This is a genomic window from Phytohabitans houttuyneae (assembly GCF_011764425.1).
In the GTDB taxonomy this organism is placed as follows: domain Bacteria; phylum Actinomycetota; class Actinomycetes; order Mycobacteriales; family Micromonosporaceae; genus Phytohabitans; species Phytohabitans houttuyneae.
Genome location: NZ_BLPF01000001.1, coordinates 4,469,964 through 4,490,183 on the forward strand (window position 1 = coordinate 4,469,964; position 20,220 = coordinate 4,490,183).

17 protein-coding genes, 2 tRNA genes, 1 other RNA gene and 3 pseudogenes are annotated in these 20,220 nt (G+C 67.8%); 13 read left to right on the forward strand and 10 right to left on the reverse strand.

Translation table 11 applies throughout. The features are described 5' to 3' along the window. Positions 1-159: 159 nt before the first annotated feature. The 8 genes and pseudogenes from Phou_RS20640 to Phou_RS20675 all read right to left on the reverse strand — a co-directional run bounded on the left by Phou_RS20640 (position 160) and on the right by Phou_RS20675 (position 5,330). A complete protein-coding gene (locus Phou_RS20640; RefSeq protein ID WP_173057517.1) occupies positions 160-474 on the reverse strand; it encodes a hypothetical protein in 315 nt (104 codons plus the stop codon). Then, on the reverse strand, positions 471-740 hold the full coding sequence (locus tag Phou_RS20645; protein WP_246273640.1) for a zinc finger-like domain-containing protein: 270 nt from the start codon (positions 738-740) through the stop codon (positions 471-473). Before Phou_RS20645 ends, Phou_RS20640 begins: the two co-directional genes overlap by 4 nt. 136 nt (positions 741-876) lie before the next feature. Next, positions 877-3,033: a cell division protein FtsK gene (locus Phou_RS20650; RefSeq protein ID WP_173057518.1), complete on the reverse strand. Its 2,157-nt coding sequence runs from the start codon at positions 3,031-3,033 to the stop codon at positions 877-879. Positions 3,034-3,378: 345 nt separating this feature from the next. Next, the gene (locus Phou_RS20655) at positions 3,379-3,561 is read right to left on the reverse strand and encodes a hypothetical protein (RefSeq protein WP_173057519.1); all 183 of its coding nucleotides are present in this window, start codon (positions 3,559-3,561) and stop codon (positions 3,379-3,381) included. Positions 3,562-3,578: 17 nt separating this feature from the next. Next, a pseudogene (locus tag Phou_RS20660) lies at positions 3,579-4,366 on the reverse strand (ABC transporter permease). Beyond that, entirely contained in the window at positions 4,366-4,728 is a 363-nt protein-coding gene (locus tag Phou_RS20665) for an RRQRL motif-containing zinc-binding protein (RefSeq protein WP_173057520.1), read from the reverse strand. The pseudogene Phou_RS20660 and the gene Phou_RS20665 overlap by 1 nt, the downstream one beginning before the upstream one ends. Positions 4,729-4,732: 4 nt before the next feature. Further along, the gene (locus tag Phou_RS20670) at positions 4,733-4,945 is read right to left on the reverse strand and encodes a hypothetical protein (RefSeq protein ID WP_173057521.1); all 213 of its coding nucleotides are present in this window, start codon (positions 4,943-4,945) and stop codon (positions 4,733-4,735) included. 142 nt (positions 4,946-5,087) lie between these two features. Further along, positions 5,088-5,330, reverse strand: a complete 243-nt coding sequence (locus Phou_RS20675; RefSeq protein WP_173057522.1) for a DUF6284 family protein — start codon at positions 5,328-5,330, stop codon at positions 5,088-5,090. A gap of 821 nt (positions 5,331-6,151) precedes the next feature. Between Phou_RS20675 and Phou_RS20680 the strand changes: the two genes are divergently transcribed. Both Phou_RS20680 and Phou_RS20685 read left to right on the forward strand, forming a co-directional pair. Next, a complete protein-coding gene (locus tag Phou_RS20680) occupies positions 6,152-7,273 on the forward strand; it encodes a hypothetical protein (protein ID WP_246273641.1) in 1,122 nt (373 codons plus the stop codon). 204 nt (positions 7,274-7,477) lie between these two features. Continuing rightward, entirely contained in the window at positions 7,478-7,837 is a 360-nt protein-coding gene (locus Phou_RS20685; protein ID WP_308784488.1) for an isochorismatase family protein, read from the forward strand. Here Phou_RS20685 and Phou_RS20690 read toward each other — a convergent pair. Beyond that, on the reverse strand, positions 7,754-8,734 hold the full coding sequence (locus tag Phou_RS20690) for an Rv0361 family membrane protein (RefSeq protein WP_173057523.1): 981 nt from the start codon (positions 8,732-8,734) through the stop codon (positions 7,754-7,756). The two genes, Phou_RS20685 and Phou_RS20690, sit on opposite strands and share 84 nt — an antisense overlap. Before the next feature lie 1,065 nt (positions 8,735-9,799). On the opposite strand from Phou_RS20690, the gene Phou_RS20695 reads away from it, so the two are divergent. Both Phou_RS20695 and Phou_RS20700 read left to right on the forward strand, forming a co-directional pair. Next, positions 9,800-9,958 (forward strand): hypothetical protein, encoded by a 159-nt coding sequence (locus Phou_RS20695; protein WP_173057524.1) that lies wholly within the window; start codon positions 9,800-9,802, stop codon positions 9,956-9,958. 237 nt (positions 9,959-10,195) lie between these two features. Next, a tRNA-Ser gene (locus Phou_RS20700) sits at positions 10,196-10,271 on the forward strand. Between the two features lie 173 nt (positions 10,272-10,444). Here Phou_RS20700 and Phou_RS20705 read toward each other — a convergent pair. Then, a tRNA-Ser gene (locus Phou_RS20705) sits at positions 10,445-10,529 on the reverse strand. A gap of 105 nt (positions 10,530-10,634) precedes the next feature. Between Phou_RS20705 and ffs the strand changes: the two genes are divergently transcribed. From ffs to Phou_RS20750, 9 genes and pseudogenes are all read left to right on the forward strand, one after another. Continuing rightward, an RNA gene (gene ffs, locus Phou_RS20710) (signal recognition particle sRNA small type) lies at positions 10,635-10,725 on the forward strand. Positions 10,726-10,849: 124 nt separating this feature from the next. Beyond that, positions 10,850-13,154 (forward strand): annotated as a pseudogene (locus Phou_RS20715) (DNA polymerase III subunit gamma and tau). Between the two features lie 33 nt (positions 13,155-13,187). After that, the gene (locus Phou_RS20720; protein WP_173057525.1) at positions 13,188-13,520 is read left to right on the forward strand and encodes a YbaB/EbfC family nucleoid-associated protein; all 333 of its coding nucleotides are present in this window, start codon (positions 13,188-13,190) and stop codon (positions 13,518-13,520) included. A 12-nt stretch (positions 13,521-13,532) separates the two neighbouring features. Beyond that, positions 13,533-14,126 carry a recombination mediator RecR gene (recR, locus tag Phou_RS20725; RefSeq protein ID WP_173057526.1) on the forward strand — a complete coding sequence of 198 codons (594 nt, stop codon included), beginning with the start codon at positions 13,533-13,535 and terminating at the stop codon, positions 14,124-14,126. A 241-nt stretch (positions 14,127-14,367) separates the two neighbouring features. After that, positions 14,368-16,034 (forward strand): annotated as a pseudogene (locus tag Phou_RS20730) (ABC transporter substrate-binding protein). A 78-nt stretch (positions 16,035-16,112) separates the two neighbouring features. Then, entirely contained in the window at positions 16,113-17,117 is a 1,005-nt protein-coding gene (locus tag Phou_RS20735; RefSeq protein WP_173057527.1) for an ABC transporter permease, read from the forward strand. Then, positions 17,114-18,079 carry an ABC transporter permease gene (locus Phou_RS20740; RefSeq protein WP_173057528.1) on the forward strand — a complete coding sequence of 322 codons (966 nt, stop codon included), beginning with the start codon at positions 17,114-17,116 and terminating at the stop codon, positions 18,077-18,079. The genes Phou_RS20735 and Phou_RS20740 overlap by 4 nt, the downstream gene beginning before the upstream one ends. A 5-nt stretch (positions 18,080-18,084) precedes the next feature. Then, positions 18,085-19,083 (forward strand): ABC transporter ATP-binding protein, encoded by a 999-nt coding sequence (locus tag Phou_RS20745; protein WP_173057529.1) that lies wholly within the window; start codon positions 18,085-18,087, stop codon positions 19,081-19,083. Further along, a complete protein-coding gene (locus Phou_RS20750) occupies positions 19,080-20,219 on the forward strand; it encodes an ABC transporter ATP-binding protein (protein ID WP_173057530.1) in 1,140 nt (379 codons plus the stop codon). The genes Phou_RS20745 and Phou_RS20750 overlap by 4 nt, the downstream gene beginning before the upstream one ends. Position 20,220 lies beyond the last annotated feature (1 nt).

Below are 20,220 nucleotides of genomic sequence, written 5' to 3' on the forward strand. Positions count from 1 at the left end.
TGATCTGCCGTCCGGGTTTGCCGTCCTCGCCGGGGATGAAGTGTCCGTGACCGAGCGGTCCGGGACAGCAGCCACACTGCCTGCCCGCCGGGCATTGGCCTTGCGGGACCCGACGCGGGGTGCGTCTGTCCGGTGGATGGTCGCGCGGGTTAACGGCCATCACGCCGCCCGGCGTGTGCTGTACGGAGGGGCGGGGTAGCCGGCACGGGCGGTGCGGATCAGCAGGGTGCGTAGCCCGGTCAGTAGGGTGCCGAGTTGCCGGTGGGCGTACGGCTCGACGGGTGAGAGCGCGACACGGACGCGGATTTCGGCGTACTCGCGTCCGTCCGCATCGCGGACACGGGTGAGGCTGCCCCGCCCGTGGCCGTGCACGTCTACACCGATCGGTGTGGCCCGATGCTCTCCCGCGGTACCGCATTGATGGTCGCGGGCGCACCAGGCGGTGTGGTTGGGGTTGAAGTCGAACAGGCTCATCGGGCGTTCCGGTGTAGCTCGCGCAGGTGGTTGCCGATCCGGCGTCCGATGCGCAGGCGTAGCCCGTCGCCGTGGCAGCGTCGGCACAGCCGGTACATGCGCAGGATGGGACCTCGCCTGCGACCGGTGCCGTGGCAGCGGCGGCAGCGTTTGAACGGCCACAGCCAACACGTCACCGCGTAACCGAGCGTGACAACGGCCGTGGCCAGCAAAAGAATCATGATCATGGATGGGGTGGGGGTTGCGGTTGCGGCGAGGATGGGCACAGCGGTCCTCCGTGAGCCGGTTTCGGGATGTGAGCGGGTGGCGACGCGACCCGCGACCGGTGGCCGTATGCGCTGACCAGGGCGGTCGCGGGTCGAGTCGCGTCAACGCGACCGGTCGCGGGCAGCGCGCGACCGGTCAGCCGGTCTGCCGGCGGGCGATGGCGGTGTCGATGTCCTCGACCTTGGCGCCTTTGAGCGCCTTGCCGGACCGCTTGACATCTACGCTGCGTACACCGAACGCGCGGACCTGCGCGGAGATGGACTCGGCGGTGATGTCGGCGTAGTGCTCGGGCAGCCTGCCGGCTAGCCGGTCGGCGAGGTCTTCCCACTGCATGCCGCGCTCGCCGGTCTCGAACATGGCGCGTACGTCGGCCAGCACGTCACGGGACGCGCGGGCGATGTCCTCGCCTGCGGCCATGCCGGTCAGCGTGCCGGCGACTTCGCGGAGCTTGCGCGCCGCGATGAGGATCTTTTCCGCGTCGTCGGCGTCCGCGAGGTACGTACGGACGGTCGGGGTGGCGTCGGACGCGCCGCGCAGGATGCCCACGCCCTTGTAGGAGGGCAGCAGGGTTGAGGAGTCGAAACCCTCGCTGTAGGCGCCGGATCCCAGCACCAGGTCGGAGACCTGCCAGGAGCCGGTACGCAGGCTGAACCTGACCTGGTGGTTGTCGCGGAAGCTGATGAACTGCTGCGCGACCTGCCCGGCGCCGATGCCGCTGGGCCGTTGGGTGGCGTCCACGAACATCACGCCCGCGGCGGGTGCCACCTTGACCAGGTACACGAACAGCGCGGCGATCTCTTTGGAGATCTCGCCGAGGTCGAAGTACTCCTGGAACTCGTCCAGCACGACCATCCGCACCGGCATCCGGTACTTCGGGTCCCGGGCGATTGCCCTGGTCAGCTTCCCTTCCGGGCACACGTCCACCGGCAGTTTCGACAGCCGCTCATACCGGTCTTGCACGTCGGCTTTGATCTCCCGCAACGCTTCCAACACGATCTCGGCTGGATCGCCGTCGCGGGTCATCGCCAGACCGAACGCGCACCGGTCAGCCACCAGCGCGAACTTGCGCCAGTCCGGCTTGCCGCCACCGTCGAGCACGGTGAGCTTGACATACGGATCGAGCGCGGCGTACAGCGCCAACAGGCGCGCGGCGAACGTCTTGCCCTGCCGCGGCTGCGCACCGATCAGGATCGAACTCCACATCAGCTCTATCGAGACCTTGTTGCCGCGCTCATCCAGCCCGAACGGGGCCGGCTGCCAGATGTCGGTCGGCTTGCACTTCAGCAGCGGCGTGCGCCCGGCACCCTGCGCAAGGGGGTCCTTGTCGGCGACCCACAGCGTGTGCCGGCGGTGGCTGGTGGGGTCGCGGGTGATGAACACCTGCGAGATAGCCACATCCAGACCGGACGCGATGGCGCCGCGGGCCTTCACCGCGTCATCGAACGTCTTGCCATACGGCAGGTCGATCGACACCTGCGAACCGGTACCCGACGCGTCCCGCGCCATGGTCGAGCCGAACTCCACTCGCTGATGCGGCTTGTCCGGATGCCCTAGACCGGCAGCGTAGTAGGCGCGCAGCACGATGTCCGGGTTGATCCGCCGGAACCTGCCCGCCACCGTCGCCGGGGTGATGATCGGCCGATCCGCCGGGCGTCCAATGTGGGCAAGCCCAGCAACCGCGGCTACTACAACGATTACGACGGTCCACCATGGAGCGAGCGCGTAAGCAAGCGGGCCACCGCACAGCACCGTGACCGCGGCGGCGATGAGCACGAACGCCCGCCACGCCCGGGTGGACTTGGCCTCCCGGTGCAGCTTGAGCCACATCTGCGGGTCATTGGCGTCCGCGGCGTGCTGGCGCAGGCTGTGCTGTTCCAGGACCCACCACCAGCGCAGCAGCCGCCCGGACAGCCGAAACACGCCCACCGTGGCCCAAAAGCCAGCCTGAACCGCGTACCACGGTGAACGCAGCGCGTGGAAACCGGCCCGGTAGCCAGTCACCTTCGCCGCGTGCTTGGCGGCGTGGCGCAGGTTGTGCCAGCCGCTCAACCAGGTCGGCACGATCGGTGCCTGCCGGCTGCTCTTACTGACCGGCGGGTCAACCAGCACCCCACCCGGCGACGGCTGCTCATCCAACGGCAGGTCAAAGTGGCTGCCCTGCCCACCATCGGCAGCACCGGGACTGCGGCGCAAGCGTGCGGCGTCGAGGTCTACCACGTCGGCGTCGGCAGCGAGGTCAGCCTCAGCCGCCCGCCAGTCAAACCGGTCACGGTCATCGTTTGGGCTGGTCACGGGGCATCACTTCCTCGGCTTGGCGTGGCAGGGCGTGCTGAACGGGTTTCGAGCGCCGCATACCGGGCAGCGCGGAGTGTCGTCCTTGCCCATGGCTAGGCAGCGTCCTTTCTGGACAGAGAGGCGAGTGCGGCGATCCCGGTGCGTTGCGCCGGCGGTCGTCCCTCCCGGGCGACAGCGGCGTTAATGACGGACACGCAGTAGCCGCACCGGCCGGTGTTCTTGCAGGTACAGGCGGGTGGCGGGGTAGGTTTGGCCATCGGATCGAACCTCCTGGTTCGTGACGGTGACCGGTGGCGCGGCGCAGGGTTTCCAGGCCGTTTTGGGCCGCGCCACCGGGCGGATCTACCTGCTGTTGGGGTCGTGGCCGAGTCGGTTGAGGTCGCGCAGCCATGCCAACTTGCCGCGGGTGCCGGGGTCGGTCGTGCGCAGGAATTCGCGTCCGTGCTTGGTGCGTTTGAGCGCGTCGAACAGGGCGGCGCCTACCGCCGCGGCGGCGGACTCGTCGTCGCTGAGCTTGCGGGCCATCAGGCTGTCCCTCCTGGTTAGGCGTTGCTGTCGGTGGTGTGCAGCAGGTGGGCGAGGGCGCAGCCCATGCCGAGCACGGCGACGGGCAGGCAGGCGACCAGGGCGGTTACGGGCCAGGGGGCGGAGGTCCAGCCGGCGGCGGCCATCAGGTGGTAGGTGACCTGCCCAGCCGAACCGATCGCCAGGGAGGCGATCGCAGACCATTTGGCGAAGCGGCGCGCCGGGGCGGGGCACGGCCGGACAGCCACACCCACAGCGCGTAGGCGGCGTAGGTCTCCATGCCGATCGGCAGCGTGATCGCGATGTCGACGCTCACGTTGGCGATACCGGGCAGAAGGTTGACCTTGCCGAACCCGGTGAGCTTGCCCAGCTCGACCCAGCCGGCCCAGATGGCCACGAACGCGGGCAAGGCCAGGAGCAGTACCGGCCACGCCACCGGACGCCGGACCGTGACCGGGGTCGGTCCGGCGACCTCGACGGTGGGTCTCGGGGTGATGTTCGCGCCCGGGTCTACGGGGTTGCCTTCCAGCACCGACACAGGGGCGGCGGGCGGAATCTCGACCGCGGGCGGGTCAGCCGGCGGGGCGGCTGGGGCGAGGGTGGCCTCGACGGTGGGCGGGGTGGCCAGTTCGGCGGTCAGGATCTCCCGCAGGGTGTCGGCTTTCGGAGAGCCGATCCGCAGCTCCCGCTTGAGCCGGTTGCGGGACGGGACCTCACCGAGTGCGGTAGCGAGGTCGCGTGCCCGGGGCAACAGGTCATCGACGGTGGGCGGGTAGGCGGACGGGGCGAGGGTAGCGGCGGTCATCAGGCAACTCCTGCGCAGTCGAGGCATTCACCAAGCGAGCGGGGGATGTAGTACGGGCGCACCTGCGCACATGCGGGGCAGGTGCGGCGGGCCAGCAGCGCGCGATTGAGCGCGGCGCGTTGGGCCGGTGTGGCGGTGCGTTTCGGGGCGGCGAGGTCGAGCCGGTACAGGTACGCGGTCCGGGTACCGCCGATGCCGCGCCACAGGATCTGCGCGGCGACCGGCTGACCACCAGGACGTAAGCCCTTGTCGCGTAGTTGCCGGCGGGTGGCGTAGCCGGCGGGGGCGCCGCGCCACCAGTAGGTAGGGATGCCGTACCGGTCGCCGGTCGGGTCATGGAACGCGGCGCGGATGCGGCCCACAGCGTTACCGCCGCAGGCTGCGCAGCCACCGCCGCACGTCGAGCGCACCGGCCACCGCCACTACGCCGCCGGTCACGATCGCCACCAGGGCGGCGGCCAGACCGAGCGGGCCGGGAACAGTCAAAGCGATGAGGCCAGCGAGGGCGGCGACCGGAGCGAGGCGGCGGGCAAGCGGGCCGGACCGCGCCAGCAGGTACGGACGGCGGCGGGCGGTCATCGCGACACCCGCCGAGTCTTGCGGCGCGGGCGGCAGTGCTCCGCGTCCGGCGCCAGCGCGGCCAAACGGCCGCACGTCTCGCAGCTGCGCCACACAGCGTTACCCGGCAGGCTTACCCGCAACATCGCGGCGACAGTGGCCATCACGCCACCGCCCGACGCGCGGCGGGGCGGGCATAGAACGCGGTCATGGCCCGCTGCACGCGCGCCTCAGCGCTACGCAGAGCCTGCCAATCCAGCTCACACGGCGGGTTCGCCGCGGCCATCCGCGCCTCGGCGTCCACCAGGTCAATCCCAGCCTCGATCAATGACCATTCAGCCTGGATCGCGGCGAGGTCATCGGCAGTCGGCTCCACATCCGCGGCGCCAACGTCGAACCCATCCATAGGAGGTCTCCTCAACAGGGCTTGCGAAGGAAGTGGAAGCGGGACACGGCGCAGGGAGACGCCGTGTCCCACAGAGCAAGTCGAACGGCCCCCTGAACAGGGGACGAATGAGCGAACCTAGGTCGCTCGCAACCCTTGGTTGGGCGGGCGGGCGGACAAGTCTTGCGGCCGGACACTTCAACGGCCGACACCCGCGCGCCACCCCTAGGCTGCACGCATCGGGAGCAATTAGGGAGACGGATCTCCCTGCACCCGGTCCACTGTGGAGTTTTCAATGATCACGTGCGCAGCGAGCGTCCCGGGGATCGAACGTCGCAGCCGAAGCCGCTCCGCCGGTCCGGTTGCCAGCCAGCAAGGTAACCGCTACCGAGCAGCGATACTCTGTTGCGCAACAGACTAGCGATACGCAGCCGAGTTGCGCAAGAGGGTTGCGGTACGATCTGTCTATGAGTGATGCGCGAGAGGTACTTGCAGCGGCGACGAGGCGCTACCGCCGGACGGAGACCGCCCATGAGGAGGCGAGACAGGAAACGATCAATGCCGTGCTCGCCGCGCTGCGCGCAGGCATCGGGCCGACCGAGGTCGAGCGGCTGTCCCCGTTCACGGGGCGTACATCCGGAAGGTGGCACGGGAAGCCGGCGTTCCTCCGGCGTCACCCGGCCCCAAACGGACCGCCCGTGCCGGGTGATCGAGGTTCGGCGAATCGGTCATGCATTGAGGATCGCCAAACTATGGCCAGCGGGGCAGACGACAGCTAAGGACGCAGGGGGACAGCGGACATGTCCACGGACAGGGGACAAGGGCGACTCCGTCCCAACGTCGTGCTTACTAGCAAGCGTGAGCAGCGGGGGTGGACATCGAGACGGAAAGCGGCCCGGGAGCTTCACCGAATCTGGAAGGCGAACCTTCCGGCCCCGCCGGATCTCGAATCGCTCGAAAAGGCCTTGTACCGTCACGAGACGGGCCGGGCGCAGGTTCGCGATGAGGCGTACCGCCGCCTGTACTGCCTGGCCTACGATGCATCGCCACAAGAGTTGTTCGGCTACATGGAGCATGAGGCGAATTCTGATGGCGAAACGACAATTCGCTCCCACAAGTTCATTACTGCGTTCGTCGGAGCAGATTCGGTAGAGGCGGTCAGGTGTCGATTGACACCGCGGCAGGCCGAAGGTCAGTGGCTCGACTGTCAAGTCAGCGATTACCCGTCACCGTACGGTGAGTGCAAGGTTTACCTCTGGTCATTTGGTGCTGTGATCTTTCATCTCGTTGAAGAGTTGTCACCTGCTAGCCTCGCAACGCTTTCGGTCTGGCGCTACCGCTCGTACCGCGAAAACCTTGGTTGGGCAACAGCGGAGATCAGGCGCATCCTGCCCGCCTTTCAGTCGGAAGCGTCCTACGTATTGAGCGCTTACTGGGTTCAGCAAGCGGCGTGGTCGGGTGACAAGCTGGACACCGCGCTTCGCATCCTGTGCATGCCGAAGGTGCTGCTGGACAGAAATGCTGACAGTGCTGACGCTCTCGGTCATGCCGAGCTAGTAGAGCGATCGCTCTTGGATCAGGGCTTCAGTCATCCCGAGATGGCGCCTTTTGGAGTGAAGGGTATATCGATTGGCTACGCATCCTGGTCTGGAGTCGTCTATTGCCCTCTTGCGGAACAGCGATGCCTGACAGAGGAGGAGGTAGTAGCCGCCGAGCTTGCCACGCAAGCGCTGTGGACCTACTGTGCCCACATCAACGGGGAGGTAGAGCATGGTCGCGATCCAGCAATGCCAGCCGAATATGGTTGGAGGTTCTTGCGTGCAATGCGGTCACGTCTAGTCAATCCGCGTCCGCAAGAGACCGGGCAGCACCGCTCCATGCGGGCCGCTATTCTTGACACGAGTGGAATCACTAACCATCTCAGCCAAGCGATTGAGACAGTTCGGGAAGTTGAAGAGGGATAGGGGCAAATTCCTGATGGTTCCGAAGTCGGCCGTGCTCGTAGTTGTCGATGTGCAGAACGGGTTCATTCGCGAGCCCTCAGCACCAATCGTCCCAGTAATCGTGGATCTCGTGGCACGATGGGAGGAAGCGGGCGGGCCGATCGTATTCACGAAGTATATGAACTACCCGGTAGTCCGTTCGAGCGGATGATTCACTGGACCCAAATGCGAGACGTGCCTCAGACGGATATTGTTGGACCGCTTCAGCCATACGCCAACCGGGCAGACGCGATCGTTGACAAGACGATATATAGCCTCTTTAACGCCGAAGGGGAGGAGTTGGTACGTGCGCGGGGGTGGACCGATCTGTATGTCTGCGGCATTGCGACCGAGAGTTGCGTGCTTAAGACAGCGGTGGACGCTTTCGAGCGTAATCTAACGCCCTGGTTGATCCGAGACGCGTCGGCCAGTCACGCCGGTCAGGCAGCACACGATGCCGGGTTACTCGTCGCTACCCGCTTCATTGGCGCAGGCCAGCTCATCCGAGTTGCGGACGTTCCGGCGCTCGATGCCGCGAGGACGTGAGTCCACCACGTCGCGCGATGTAGGCGCCGTTACTCGCACGGGTTCACCGCTAGGTTGCGGTTGGAGTCGGGCAGTCGTGGTACTGCGGGAATGGGTCGCGGGGGCCGCAGGGGAGCATTTCGCGTAGGTGTTGGCGGGGGTCGGTGGTTGTGGGTGATGGGGCCGGCGTGGGGAGGCCGGTCCGGTTGCAGGCGATGACTTGTTGGCAGAGGTCGGGGCGGTGACCTCGCAGATGCGCCAGCCGTCGTCGTTGACGAGGTTGAAGGTCCATGGGGTCGTCATGACGGTTATTCGGGTGGCGCCTGCGTCGGCAGTGTCGGCGAACGTGAACGCGGCTTTGGCGGTCACTGTGGCGCGTTGGCCGTTAACTTCGGTTGTTGCCGGCTGCGCCTCGACCTTGAACAGTCCGGTGGTGAGGGCGGCAAGGGTGGCGGCCATGTCGTGGGCTTGGGTGGCCAGCCGAGCACGGTTGTCGGGGCAGAGTAGGTGACGGAACGCGAGGTCATCACGGGCGTATCCGCCGAGCGGCCCGGCTGTGAAGTAGGTCGTTAGCGCGCACTCGGGACACTCGGCACCGGTCGTCCCGTGGTCAACCGCGAACGTCCACGCAGTGGCAAGTGGAGCGCCACAGAGCACGACCGCGGCGATGCCGGCAAGGGCAGCCAGGGTGGTGTGGCGTGAGGGCCGGTAGTCGACTAAGGCAAGGACAGCGATACCGGCGGTGGCGAGGCTGACGGTCGTCAGGGCGCCGTAGGTGAAGGTGGCACTCGTGTCCGCCGCAGGCGAGAGCCATCCCAGGATCGCGGCTGCGGGGGCAACCAGGCACATCGTGGTGACGGCTATCAGGAACACCCATACCAGGCGGCGGACGATCCACGGTCGTGATCCATCGGCCATGATCCCTATCTTTACCGATCGATGTGCGTCGGCACAGCGGCTGCCGCCGGGAGAGGGCGTAGCCTGCGGTAATGGCACAAGCGTACGACCGGGACAAGGCTGAAGCCTCCATGGGCCGACTCGCCGCCACGACGGATGCGGAACTCCGGGCGGGGATAGCTGACGCGATGCGTGAGGTTGCGGCAGCGGCGCGAGCGTGGACATCGTCCGCCGGTCGGTCGCTTGTTGCCCGGGAACGCGGTCTGGCTGCGCTCGTGGAGGAGGTCGAGGCGCGAATGGCTGCCCAGCCCGCTGGGGAAGGTGGGGCCGCGGTCCTCGCAGCCATCGAGACAGTCCAACCACTGCTTGGTGAGTGGTGGCCAGACCGCCCCCAGGAGGCGGCAAGGCTCCATGCCGCAGTCGAGCAGCTACGGCGAGCTGCAATGCACACGCCAACCCTTGTGGCGCACTGCCGACGCTTCAGCCGGTCCTGATTCGCGCACGACCGGTATTCGTATATGGCGTCTTCCAATGCGCACGAGTACTACCTTTCGCCGGGGGTACTGACGATGGCATTCGTTCGCGTTAGGTACGAAATGCTAGGCGTTTAGAAGACGCAATCGAACAGAACGTAACTAACCACCCACTGTCTGTAATAGTCAGACCGGTTACACGTGATGCGGAGTTGGCGGCCAAGTACGGGCTGAAGCCAATCGCTGCGGTTGATTGGGACCCTAAGTGAGGGTCGACTGCGTTTAGCCCGGATACGCGGGATGGCCAGCGAATATGGGTACATGCCAATACATCCATAAAGGGCACGCGGGTACAAACAGTCGATTAGGTGGAAAGGCCGAAGTTGGCGCGCTAAGTTCGGCTGTTTTCCCTGGTAGAAGCGGGTGTGGACGACTTTTGCCCCCTCGTGGATTGCCTCGGCGCAGACTCGTCACATGCGCGTGCCAGATATTTCATGTCCGGTCACGCCGCGTATGGTGATTCTGCGGTCGGCGCGCTCGATCCCAAAGGAGATCTTTCTCTTTGTCCCCACGTGCACGGGGGGCAAATGATCTCCAGTAGAGAGGAGCGCAGATGACCGCGCAAGACGTGAGCAGCAAGCCGGTCGACCCTCCGCCTAGCGGTGACCCGTGGTGGCGCAAGGTCGGGGAGGCGGTGGCGTTGGTGCTCAAGGTGCTTGCGTATGGGGTGGCGCTCGTCGTCACCCTCGTAAAAGGGTGTGGCCCCACCTGAGATAACAGGTGAGGCCACCATCTGGAGTCTCCCGCCCTCTGCTTGACGGGCCTTGGGCGGGGGCTCCACCCCACTGCGTCAAACCGCACGCGTGTTGTCAGTACGACTACAGTGTCGCACGCCTGCAACGCTAGCGTTGCAGGCGTGGTCTCAATTGTGGTCTCGTTCGCCGGTGTCTGGCGACGTTCACAAGCATTCAGATACGCCTATAGGTGCAGGTCGCAACCGGTGACGACCGGACTCGAACGGTAGGTCACAGACCTCGAAAGCGTGTGAGGGTGCAAGCCCTCCGCGGGTTCAAATCCCGCCGCCACCGCTCTTGGTCGTAGACGCCCGGCTGATCACCCGATCGCCGGGCGTTTCGCTGTCCGGGTGCCGAGCTGTCCCCAGGGGTCGTCCACAGGCTGTGGATAGCACATGTGTACGAGTGTCGTGGTGAGCAAAAGGCCCGGCAGCCAACCAGGGGCGACCGGGCCTTCGCGAGGGCGGAGGATACGAGATTCGAACTCGTGAGGGGTTTCCCCCAACACGCTTTCCAAGCGTGCGCCCTAGGCCTCTAGGCGAATCCTCCGCCGGACAGAGTACAGGCATACCGGCGGGCGGGACGAAGCAGGCACACGGCGCACCGCGTGCCCCGGGTCCCGGGCTTGGTGGGCGCGCCCGGTAGAGTGGGTGGCGCCCCTCGTGCGGCGTACACCCCGTGAACCTCCCCAGGGCCGGAAGGCAGCAAGGATAAGCGGGCTCTGACGGGTGCACGGGGGCCTTTTCGTGCGGCGGGTCGGCGCTCCGGGTGCCTAAACCCGCCGGAGAAGCACCCGTGCGAGTGTCGTACCCCGCTGGCAAGCTACCCCTCGGCGGGGAGAATGGCGCGGTCGAGAGGAGGCGGCGAGAGTGGCACTGGCGCTCTACCGCAAGTACCGGCCCCGCACGTTTGCCGAGGTCATCGGGCAGGAGCACGTCACCGAGCCGCTGTCGCAGGCGCTGCGCAGCGGGCGCCTGCACCACGCCTACCTCTTCTCCGGCCCGCGCGGGTGTGGCAAGACCTCCAGCGCCCGGATCCTCGCCCGCTCGCTCAACTGCGCGCAGGGGCCGACACCGGAGCCGTGCGGCCAGTGCGACTCCTGCAAGTCGCTGGCCGCCGACGGGGCCGGCTCGATCGACGTTATCGAGATCGACGCGGCCAGCCACGGTGGTGTCGACGACGCGCGCGAGCTGCGGGAGCGGGCATTCTTCGCACCGGCGACGAGTCGATACAAGATCTACGTGATCGACGAGGCGCACATGGTCTCGTCGGCGGGGTTCAACGCGCTGCTCAAGCTTGTCGAGGAGCCGCCGGACTACGTCAAGTTCATCTTCGCCACGACCGAGCCGGAAAAGGTGCTCGGCACGATCAAGTCGCGTACGCACCACTATCCCTTCCGGCTGATGCCGCCGGGGGTGCTGCGGCCATACCTTGAGCAGCTCTGCGCGGCCGAGGGCGTCAAGGTCGAGTCGGCGGTGTTCCCGCTGGTGGTTCGGGCGGGTGGGGGCAGCGCCCGCGACACGCTCTCGGTGCTGGACCAGCTGATCGCCGGCGCCGGGGCGGAGGGCGTGACGTATGCGCGGGCGGTCGCGCTCCTCGGCGTGACCGACGTGGCCCTGATCGACGAGATGTGCGACGCGCTGGCGGCGGGGGATGGCGCCGCGGCGTATTCGACGATCAACCGGGTCGCGGAGGCGGGGCACGACCCGCGGCGGTTCGCGTCCGACCTGCTGGAGCGGCTGCGTGACCTGATCGTGTTGCAGCAGGTGCCCGACGCCGCGACCAAGGGCTTGATCGACGGGCCGAGCGACCAGGTCGAGCGGATGGTGGCGCAGTCGGCGCGGCTCGGGCCGGCGACGCTGTCGCGGTGCGCCGACATCGTCCACAACGGACTCGTGGAGATGCGCGGCACCACCGCGCCGCGGCTGTTGCTGGAGCTGATCACGGCCCGCATGCTGCTGCCGGGCGCCGAGGCGACCGAAGACCTGCTGCAGCGGCTGGAGCGGGTGGAGCGGCGGTTTGCCATCGCGGGCAGCGCCGTCCAGGAGGAAGACGCGCGGCCGGCGGCAAGGCCGCAGCCCACGGCACCCACGCCGACGCCCCGGCACAAGCCGGACACAGCGGCCCAGCACAAGCCCGACGCGACAGCGGCCCAGCACAAGCCCGAAACGCAAGCAGCGCAGCACAGCCCCGAGACCGCGGCGGCGACCCAGCACAGGTCCGAAACGCAAGCAGGCCAGCACGGGTCTGAAACGCAGGCAGGCCAGCAAACGCAAGTGGTCCAGCACAGGGCCGAAACGGCGGCGGCCCAGCCACCCGCACCTAGAGAGCCAGAGGTCAAGCCGCCACCGCAGGCGGTCATGGACGACCCGGCCACACCCGAGCCGGAGCGGCCGGGCAGCAGCCTGCCGCCGCAGCTCGACGTCACCGGCGTGCGGCGCGCGTGGGACGAGATCCTCAACATGGTCAACAGCCGCAAGAAGCGGATCGCCGCTCTCGCGCGCAACGCGACGGTGCGCGACCTTGAGGGTGACGCGCTGGTGTTGACGTTCCAGTCCGCGGCGCTCGCGGGGATGATGTCCAAGGAGACCAGCGTCCTCAGCGACGCCATCTACGAGGTGCTCGGCGCCCGCTTCGAGCTGCGCTGCGAGGTCGCCGGCGACCAGCGACCCGCGCCCGCCGCCCAGGCCGCACGACCGGCTGCCGGCCCGCCCCCGCCCCGGAGAAGAAGGCGGCACCGGAAGCAAAGCCGGTGCAGACCGAAGACTGGCCCGAGCCCGCCCGGCCGGGTGGCGCCGCCCCGAGCCAGCCGGCACCGGAGGCGAAAAACGGCAACGCGCCGGAGGCGCCACCGGCGGCACGTCCCGAGTCCAACGGACTCGCGGCGGCTCGCGCCGCCGCGGCTGGACGTGGCGCCCGTACCCAATCTGCTGCTCCCGCGGCCGACGCCACCTGGGCGGGTGAGCCTCCCTTCGACCCGGACTACGACGGCCCGCGGTCGAATGCCGCCCCGGCGAGCGCGCCCCCGCGGCGGCCGCGTACGAGGGTTTCGACCCCGGCGACGAGCCGACCGACGACGTGGTCGACGAGCGCACGGCGCGGCAGAGCAGCGAGCAGCAGGCAATGCAGTTGTTGCAGCAGACCTTCGGCGCCGAAAAGATCGGCGAGGTCTAGGCTGACACGGAATCGACACACAAGGAGACGGCGATGCGTCCCGGCGGACAGCCCAACCTGCAGCAGCTCATGAAGCAGGCGCAGAAGATGCAGCAGCAGCTCGCCGAAGCACAGGCGGAGCTGGCTGAGACCGAGGTGACCGGCACGGCCGGCGGTGGTCTGGTGACCGTCACGATCGCCGGCTCCGGCGAGGTCAAGTCGGTGAAGATCGATCCCAAGGCGGTCGATCCCGACGACGTGGAGACGCTCGAAGACCTGGTGCTCGCGGCCCTCCACAGTGCCAACGACGCGGTGCGCAAGCTGACCGAGCAGAAGATGGGCCCGGTCACGGGTGGGATGGGCGGCCTCGGCCTGCCTGGTTTCTAAGAACAGGACAGCATGTACGAAGGCGCTATCCAGGACCTGATCGACGAGCTGGGCCGGCTCCCCGGCGTGGGTCCGAAGAGTGCACAGCGGATCGCGTTCCATGTCCTCTCCGCCGACCCGGCGGACGTCACCCGGCTCGCCACCGCGTTGCGGAAGGTCAAGGAGCTCGTGCGCTTCTGCACGACCTGCTACAACGTGGCCGAGTCGGAGCAGTGCCGGATCTGCCGCGACCCCCGCCGCACCGACGAGGTCCTCTGCGTTGTCGAGGAGCCCAAGGACGTGGTGGCGATCGAGCGGACGGGTGAGTTCCGCGGGCGGTACCACGTGCTCGGCGGGGCGATCAATCCACTCGAAGGGATCGGGCCGGACAACCTGCGCATTCGCGAGCTGATGGCGCGGCTGAGCAGCGGCGAGATCAAGGAGCTCATCCTCGCCACCGATCCGAATACGGAGGGTGAGGCGACCGCTACTTACCTCGCGCTGATGGTCAAGCCGATGGGCATCGCGGTGACCCGCCTCGCGAGTGGCCTTCCGGTCGGCGGTGACCTCGAATACGCGGACGAGATCACCCTGGGAAGGGCGTTCGAGGGGCGCCGCGCGGTCTGACACCCTCGCATTTGGAGCATCCCGACGATGTAACAAGTTGGCATCGACAAACTCGGGACAAATGGTCCGTTTGCCTACAGCGTGTGGATCTTCCACGTGTCGACTGTGGCCGCAAGGACACGATCCGGTACCAACCCCTTATCGCCCAGTTTCCGACTGCTGAGACTGCCCGCTAGTGTCGCGCCCATCGGTGACCCCCGTCACCGCGTATGTCCGTACCCCAAGGACGAGGTGAAGCACCATGCGTGCAGCAAGGCCCAAGGCCGCTATCGCGGTCGTTGCGGCTGCGGCCCTCGCGGTAGCCGGCTGTGCCGAGAGCGATCGCGACAATGAGGGCTCTGGCCAGAGCACCAAAGACACCCTGGTCTTCGGCACCGCCGGAGATCCCAAGGTGCTCGACCCCAGCCTCGCCAGCGACGGTGAGTCGCTGCGTGTCGCCCGGCAGGTTTTCGAGACGCTGGTCCGGCCCGAAGAGGGTGGCACCAAGGTCACGCCCGGTCTGGCCGAGAGCTGGACGCCGGACGCCACCGGCACGGTCTGGACCTTCAAGCTCCGGTCCGGCGTGAAGTTCCACGACGGTACGGAGTTCAACGGCGAGGCCGTCTGCGTCAACTTCAACCGGTGGTACAACGCGACCGGCCTGATGCAGAGCGCGGACGTGACGGCGTACTGGCAGGACGTGATGGGGGCTTCGCCAAGAACGAAAACCCCGACCTCCCGCCGAGCCTCTTCAAGTCGTGCACCGTCAAGGACGCCACGACGGTCGACCTCGCGTTCACGGCGGTGTCCAGCAAGATCCCGGCCGCCCTGATGCTGCCCTCGTTCTCCATCCACAGCCCGAAGGCGCTGCAGGAGTTCGACGCGAGCAACATCAGCGGCACCGCCGACGACATCAAGTACCCGTCGTACGCGATGGAGCACCCGACCGGCACCGGCCCGTTCAAGTTCAAGTCGTGGAACGTCGCGGACAAGACGCTGACGATCGAGCGCAACGACGACTACTGGGGCGACAAGGCCAAGCTGAAGACCCTCGTCTTCCGCACGATCTCCGACGAAAACGCGCGCAAGCAGGCGCTGCGTTCCGGCGACATCCAGGGGTACGACCTGGTGGGTCCGGCCGACGTCGAGCCGCTCAAGGGTGAGGGCTTCAACGTGCTGACCCGGCCGGCGTTCAACATCCTCTACCTGGCCATCAACCAGAAGGGCAACCCGAAGCTCGCGGACATCAAGGTGCGCCAGGCGATTGCGTACGCGCTGAACCGCAAGGCCCTTGTCGACTCCAAGCTGCCGCCGGGCGCCGAGGTGGCCACGCAGTTCCTGCCTTCCACGGTGGAAGGCTGGAACGACGGTGTGACCAAGTACGACTACAACGTGGAGAAGGCCAAGCAGTTGCTGGCCGAGGCGGGCGCGTCCAACCTGACGCTGCGCTTCCACTACCCGACCGAGGTCACCCGGCCGTACATGCCGAACCCGAAGGACATCTACGAGCTGCTCTCGGCCGACCTGCAGGCCGCGGGCATCAAAGTGGAGGGCATCCCGCTGAAGTGGACGCCGGACTACCTCAACGCCACCACCTCCGGCAACAAGCACGACCTGCACCTGCTGGGCTGGACCGGTGACTACGGTGACGGCTACAACTTCATCGGCACGTTCTTCAGCCGGCCGAAGGACGAGTGGGGCTTCAACAACAAGGCCCTATTCGACAAGTTCGCGCAGGCTGACAGCACCGCCGACGCGACCGCGCGCTACGCGCTCTACAAGGAGCTCAACGCCGACATCATGAACTTCCTGCCCGGCGTTCCGATCTCCCACTCGCCTCCCGCCCTTGTCCTCGGTAAGGACGTGACCGGCGTCAAGGCCAGCCCGCTTACTGATGAGCGGTACGCCACCGCCGAGTTCAAGTCCTGAAACATATAGATAGGAACGCGTGGGCGGGCACTCACCAGGTGCCCGCCCGCGCGGCCCTCTACAACCGCCGAGGCGCCTGTGTTCCGATTCATCGTCAGACGGCTGCTGCAGCTGGTACCCACGCTGTTCGGCCTCTCGATCCTGCTGTTCATCTGGCTTCACCGCCTGCCGGGCGGCCCGGAGACCGCGCTCCTCGGTGAGCGCGGCACGCCCGAGTCGCGCGCCGCGATCCGCGAAAGTCTGGGGCTCAACGAGTCCATCTGGATCCAGTACGGCCGCTTCGTGAAGCGGCTCGTCCAGCTCGACCTGGGCACGTCGATCTCCACCAAGCGCGAGGTGACGACCGAGTTCCTCCAGCGCTTTCCCGGCACGGTCGAGCTGACCATCACCGCCATGATCATCGCGATCGGCCTGGGCATCCCGCTCGGCTACCTCGCCGCCCGGCGCCGCGGTTCGTTTCTCGACCAGGCCTCGGTGGGCGGCTCGTTGCTCGGCACCTGCATCCCGATCTTCTTCCTGGCGTACGTGCTGAAGGCGATCTTCGCGGAAAACCTCGGCTGGTTTCCGACGATCGGGCGGCAGGACCCCACGATCGAGGCCACCCACATCACAAACTTCTTCGTGCTCGACGGCCTGCTGACCCGCGAGTGGGACGCGGCCGGCGACGCGATCTGGCACCTGATCCTGCCCGGCGTCGCGCTGGCCAGCATCCCGCTCGCGATCATCGTGCGCATCACCCGGGCGAGCGTGCTCGAGGTGCTCGGCGAAGACTTCGTGCGCACCGCCGAGGCGAAGGGCCTGACCGAGCGCACCGTGCGCCGCCGCCACGTGCTGCGCAACGCGATGCTGCCGGTGGCCACGTCGATCGGCCTGCTGACCGGCCTGCTGCTGTCCGGCGCGGTGCTCACCGAGACGGTGTTCGCCTTCAGCGGGATCGGCGCGTTCATCAAAGACTCGATCAGCAACCTGGACTACCCGGTGCTGATGGGCTTCATCATGATCATTGCGGTGATCTTCGCGCTGGTTAACCTGCTGGTCGACATCTCGTACAGCCTGATCGACCCGAGGGTGAGGGTCCGATGACACTTGCTCCCGGCAAAAAGAAGGAAAAGCTGGACCGGCTCGCCGAGCTGTCCGCCGTACGCGACGACGAGCAGGGCGTCAGCCTCTGGCGGGAGGCGATGCGCCGGCTGCGGCGCAACCCCTCGGCCATCATCGGCGCCGCGATCCTGGTCATCTTCGTGCTGGTCGCCGTCGTCGGCCCGTTCCTCGTGCCGTACGACCCGGTCGACCAGTCGGGCATCCGCGAGGGCGTGATCAAGCCGGGTTCGATCCCGGGCAGCTCGGGCGAGCACTGGCTCGGATACGACCACCAGGGGCGCGACGAGTTCAGCCGGCTGATCGTGGGCGCGCGGCAGACCCTGATCGTGGGCATCGTCTCCACACTCATCGGCCTGACGATCGGCGTGTTGATCGGCGGCGTCGCCGGTGCCGCCGCCGGGCTCGGTGGACGGTGGGGTCGGCTCGTCGACAGCTCCCTGATGCGCATCGTCGACATGCTGCTGTCGCTGCCGAGCCTGCTGCTCGCGGTGAGCGTGGCGGCGCTGCTCGGGCCCAGCCTGGTCACCGTCATGATCGCGGTCGGCATGGTGTCGGTACCGATCTTCGCCCGCCTGCTGCGCGGCTCGATGATCGCGCAGGCCAACCGCGACTACGTGCTGGCGGCCAGCTCGCTCGGCGTGGGCAACACGAAGATCGCGATGAACCACATCATCCCGAACTCGCTCGCGCCGGTGATCGTCCAGGCGACCCTCACGCTCGCCACGGCCATCATCGAGGTGGCCGCGCTGTCGTTCCTCGGCCTCGGCAACCCCGACTCCACCCAGCCCGAGTGGGGCCTGATGCTGGCCGACGCGCAGGTCTACCTCGACGTCCGGCCCGGGTTGGCGATCTATCCAGCCGTGGGCATCATCGTCACGGCGCTGGGCTTCACGCTCCTCGGCGAGGCGATGCGCGAGGCTCTCGATCCGAAGCTGCGGAGGTGACGGGCATGGCTCTCTTGGACGTGCAGGACCTGTCGGTCACGTTCGCCCGGCGCGGGCAGCGCACCGTGCGTGCGGTCGACGGCGTCTCGTTCAGCGTGGAGGCCGGCGAGGTGGTCGGCCTTGTCGGCGAGTCCGGCTGCGGCAAGAGTGTGACCTCGCTCGCGCTGATGGGGCTGCTGCCCCGCCAGCGCGGTGTCCAGGTCGGCGGGGTCGCCAGCTTCGACGGCACCGACCTGCTCAAGCTCGACCTGCGGGCACTGCGTGACGTGCGCGGCCGCGACGTGGCGATGATCTTCCAGGACCCGCTCTCCTCGCTCAACCCCGTGGTGCCGATCGGCGTCCAGGTGACCGAGGTGCTGGTCCGCCACCGCAACATGAGCCGTGACGCGGCCCGCAAGGAGGCGGCGGAGCTGCTCGACCGGGTCGGGATCCCCGACCCGAAGCGGCGGCTGAAGGAGTACCCGCACCAGCTCTCCGGCGGCATGCGGCAGCGCGCGCTGATCGCGATGGCCGTGGCCTGCCGGCCACGCCTGCTCATCGCGGACGAGCCCACCACGGCGCTCGACGTGACCATCCAGGCCCAGATCCTGGAGCTGCTTAAGGAGTTGGTACGCGACTCGGGCACCGCGCTCATCATGATCACGCATGACCTCGGCGTGGTCGCGGGCATGTGCGACACGATCAACGTGCTCTACGCCGGCAAGGTGGTCGAGACCGCCCGCCGCAAGGAGCTGTTCGCCGGGCGGCGCCACCCGTACACGGTGGGTCTGCTCGGCTCGATCCCGCGGCTCGACGTGGGGCGCGGCGAAAAGCTCACGCCGATCCCCGGGTCGGTGCGGGACGTGCTGCCGTGGACGGAAGGGTGCGCGTTCGCCCCGCGCTGCTCACGCAGGGTCGACGCCTGCGTGGGCGAGGCGCCGGCGATGACGCCCACCCACACCGGGCACGAGTTCAGGTGCGTAAACCCGTACCCCCTCCCGCAGCCAGAGGAGAGCCGGGCATGACAGAGCAGGTTCAGGTGGCGCCGGTGCGGCCCGCGCAGGCGTCCGACGCGCTCGTCGAGGTGCGCGACATCAAGGTGCACTTCCCGATCACGACCGGCGTGCTCTTCGACCGGGTGATCGGCCACGTCAAGGCGGTCGACGGGGTGGACCTGACCGTCCCGCGCGGCCAGACGTACGGCCTGGTGGGCGAGTCGGGCTGCGGCAAGTCCACGCTCGGCCGGGCGATCCTGCAGCTCACCAAGCCGACCTCGGGCGAGGTGCGCTTCGACGGCGTCGAGCTGACCAGGCTCGCACCGAACAAGATGCGCGGCATGCGCCGGCGGATGCAGATGATCTTCCAGGACCCGATGTCGAGCCTGGACCCCCGGCAGAACGTCGAGTCCATCCTCACCGAAGGCCTGGCCGCGCACCGCATCGGCGCCGGCCGCACCGAGCGCCGCCAGATCATCAACAAGACGCTGGACGCGGTCGGGCTGCCGCACTGGGCGCTCTCCCGCTACCCGCACGAGTTTTCCGGCGGGCAGCGGCAGCGCATCGGCATCGCTCGCGCGCTGGTGCTCGGGCCGGAGCTGATCGTGGCCGACGAGCCGGTCTCCGCGCTCGACGTGTCGATCCAGGCCCAGGTCATCAACCTGCTCGACGAGCTGCAGGACGAGCTCGGCCTCACGTACCTGGTGATCGCGCACGACCTCGCGGTGGTGCGCCACATCTCGGACGTCGTCGGCGTGATGTACCTGGGCGCGCTTGTCGAAGAGGCACCGAGCGACAGGCTGTACCGCGAGCCGCTGCACCCGTACACGCGGGCGCTCATGTCGGCCGTGCCGGTGCCCGACCCCGAGATCGAAGACCGGCGCGAGCGGATCCTGCTCGCCGGCGACCTGCCGTCGCCGGCCAACCCGCCCGCCGGGTGCCGCTTCCACACCCGCTGCCCGTGGGCGCAGCCGACCCGGTGCGCCGACGAGCGGCCGGTGCTGCGCGACGTGGGTGGCACCAAGGTGGCCTGCCACTGGGCCGAGCAGATCGCTTCGGGCGCGCTGCGCGCGCACGAGGTCAAGGTCCAGCTCGTCCGGCCGGGCGGCGAGGGCGAAGACCCGAGCGTGGTGTCCGCGCCGAGCGAGCCCGGTTCGTACGTCTAGC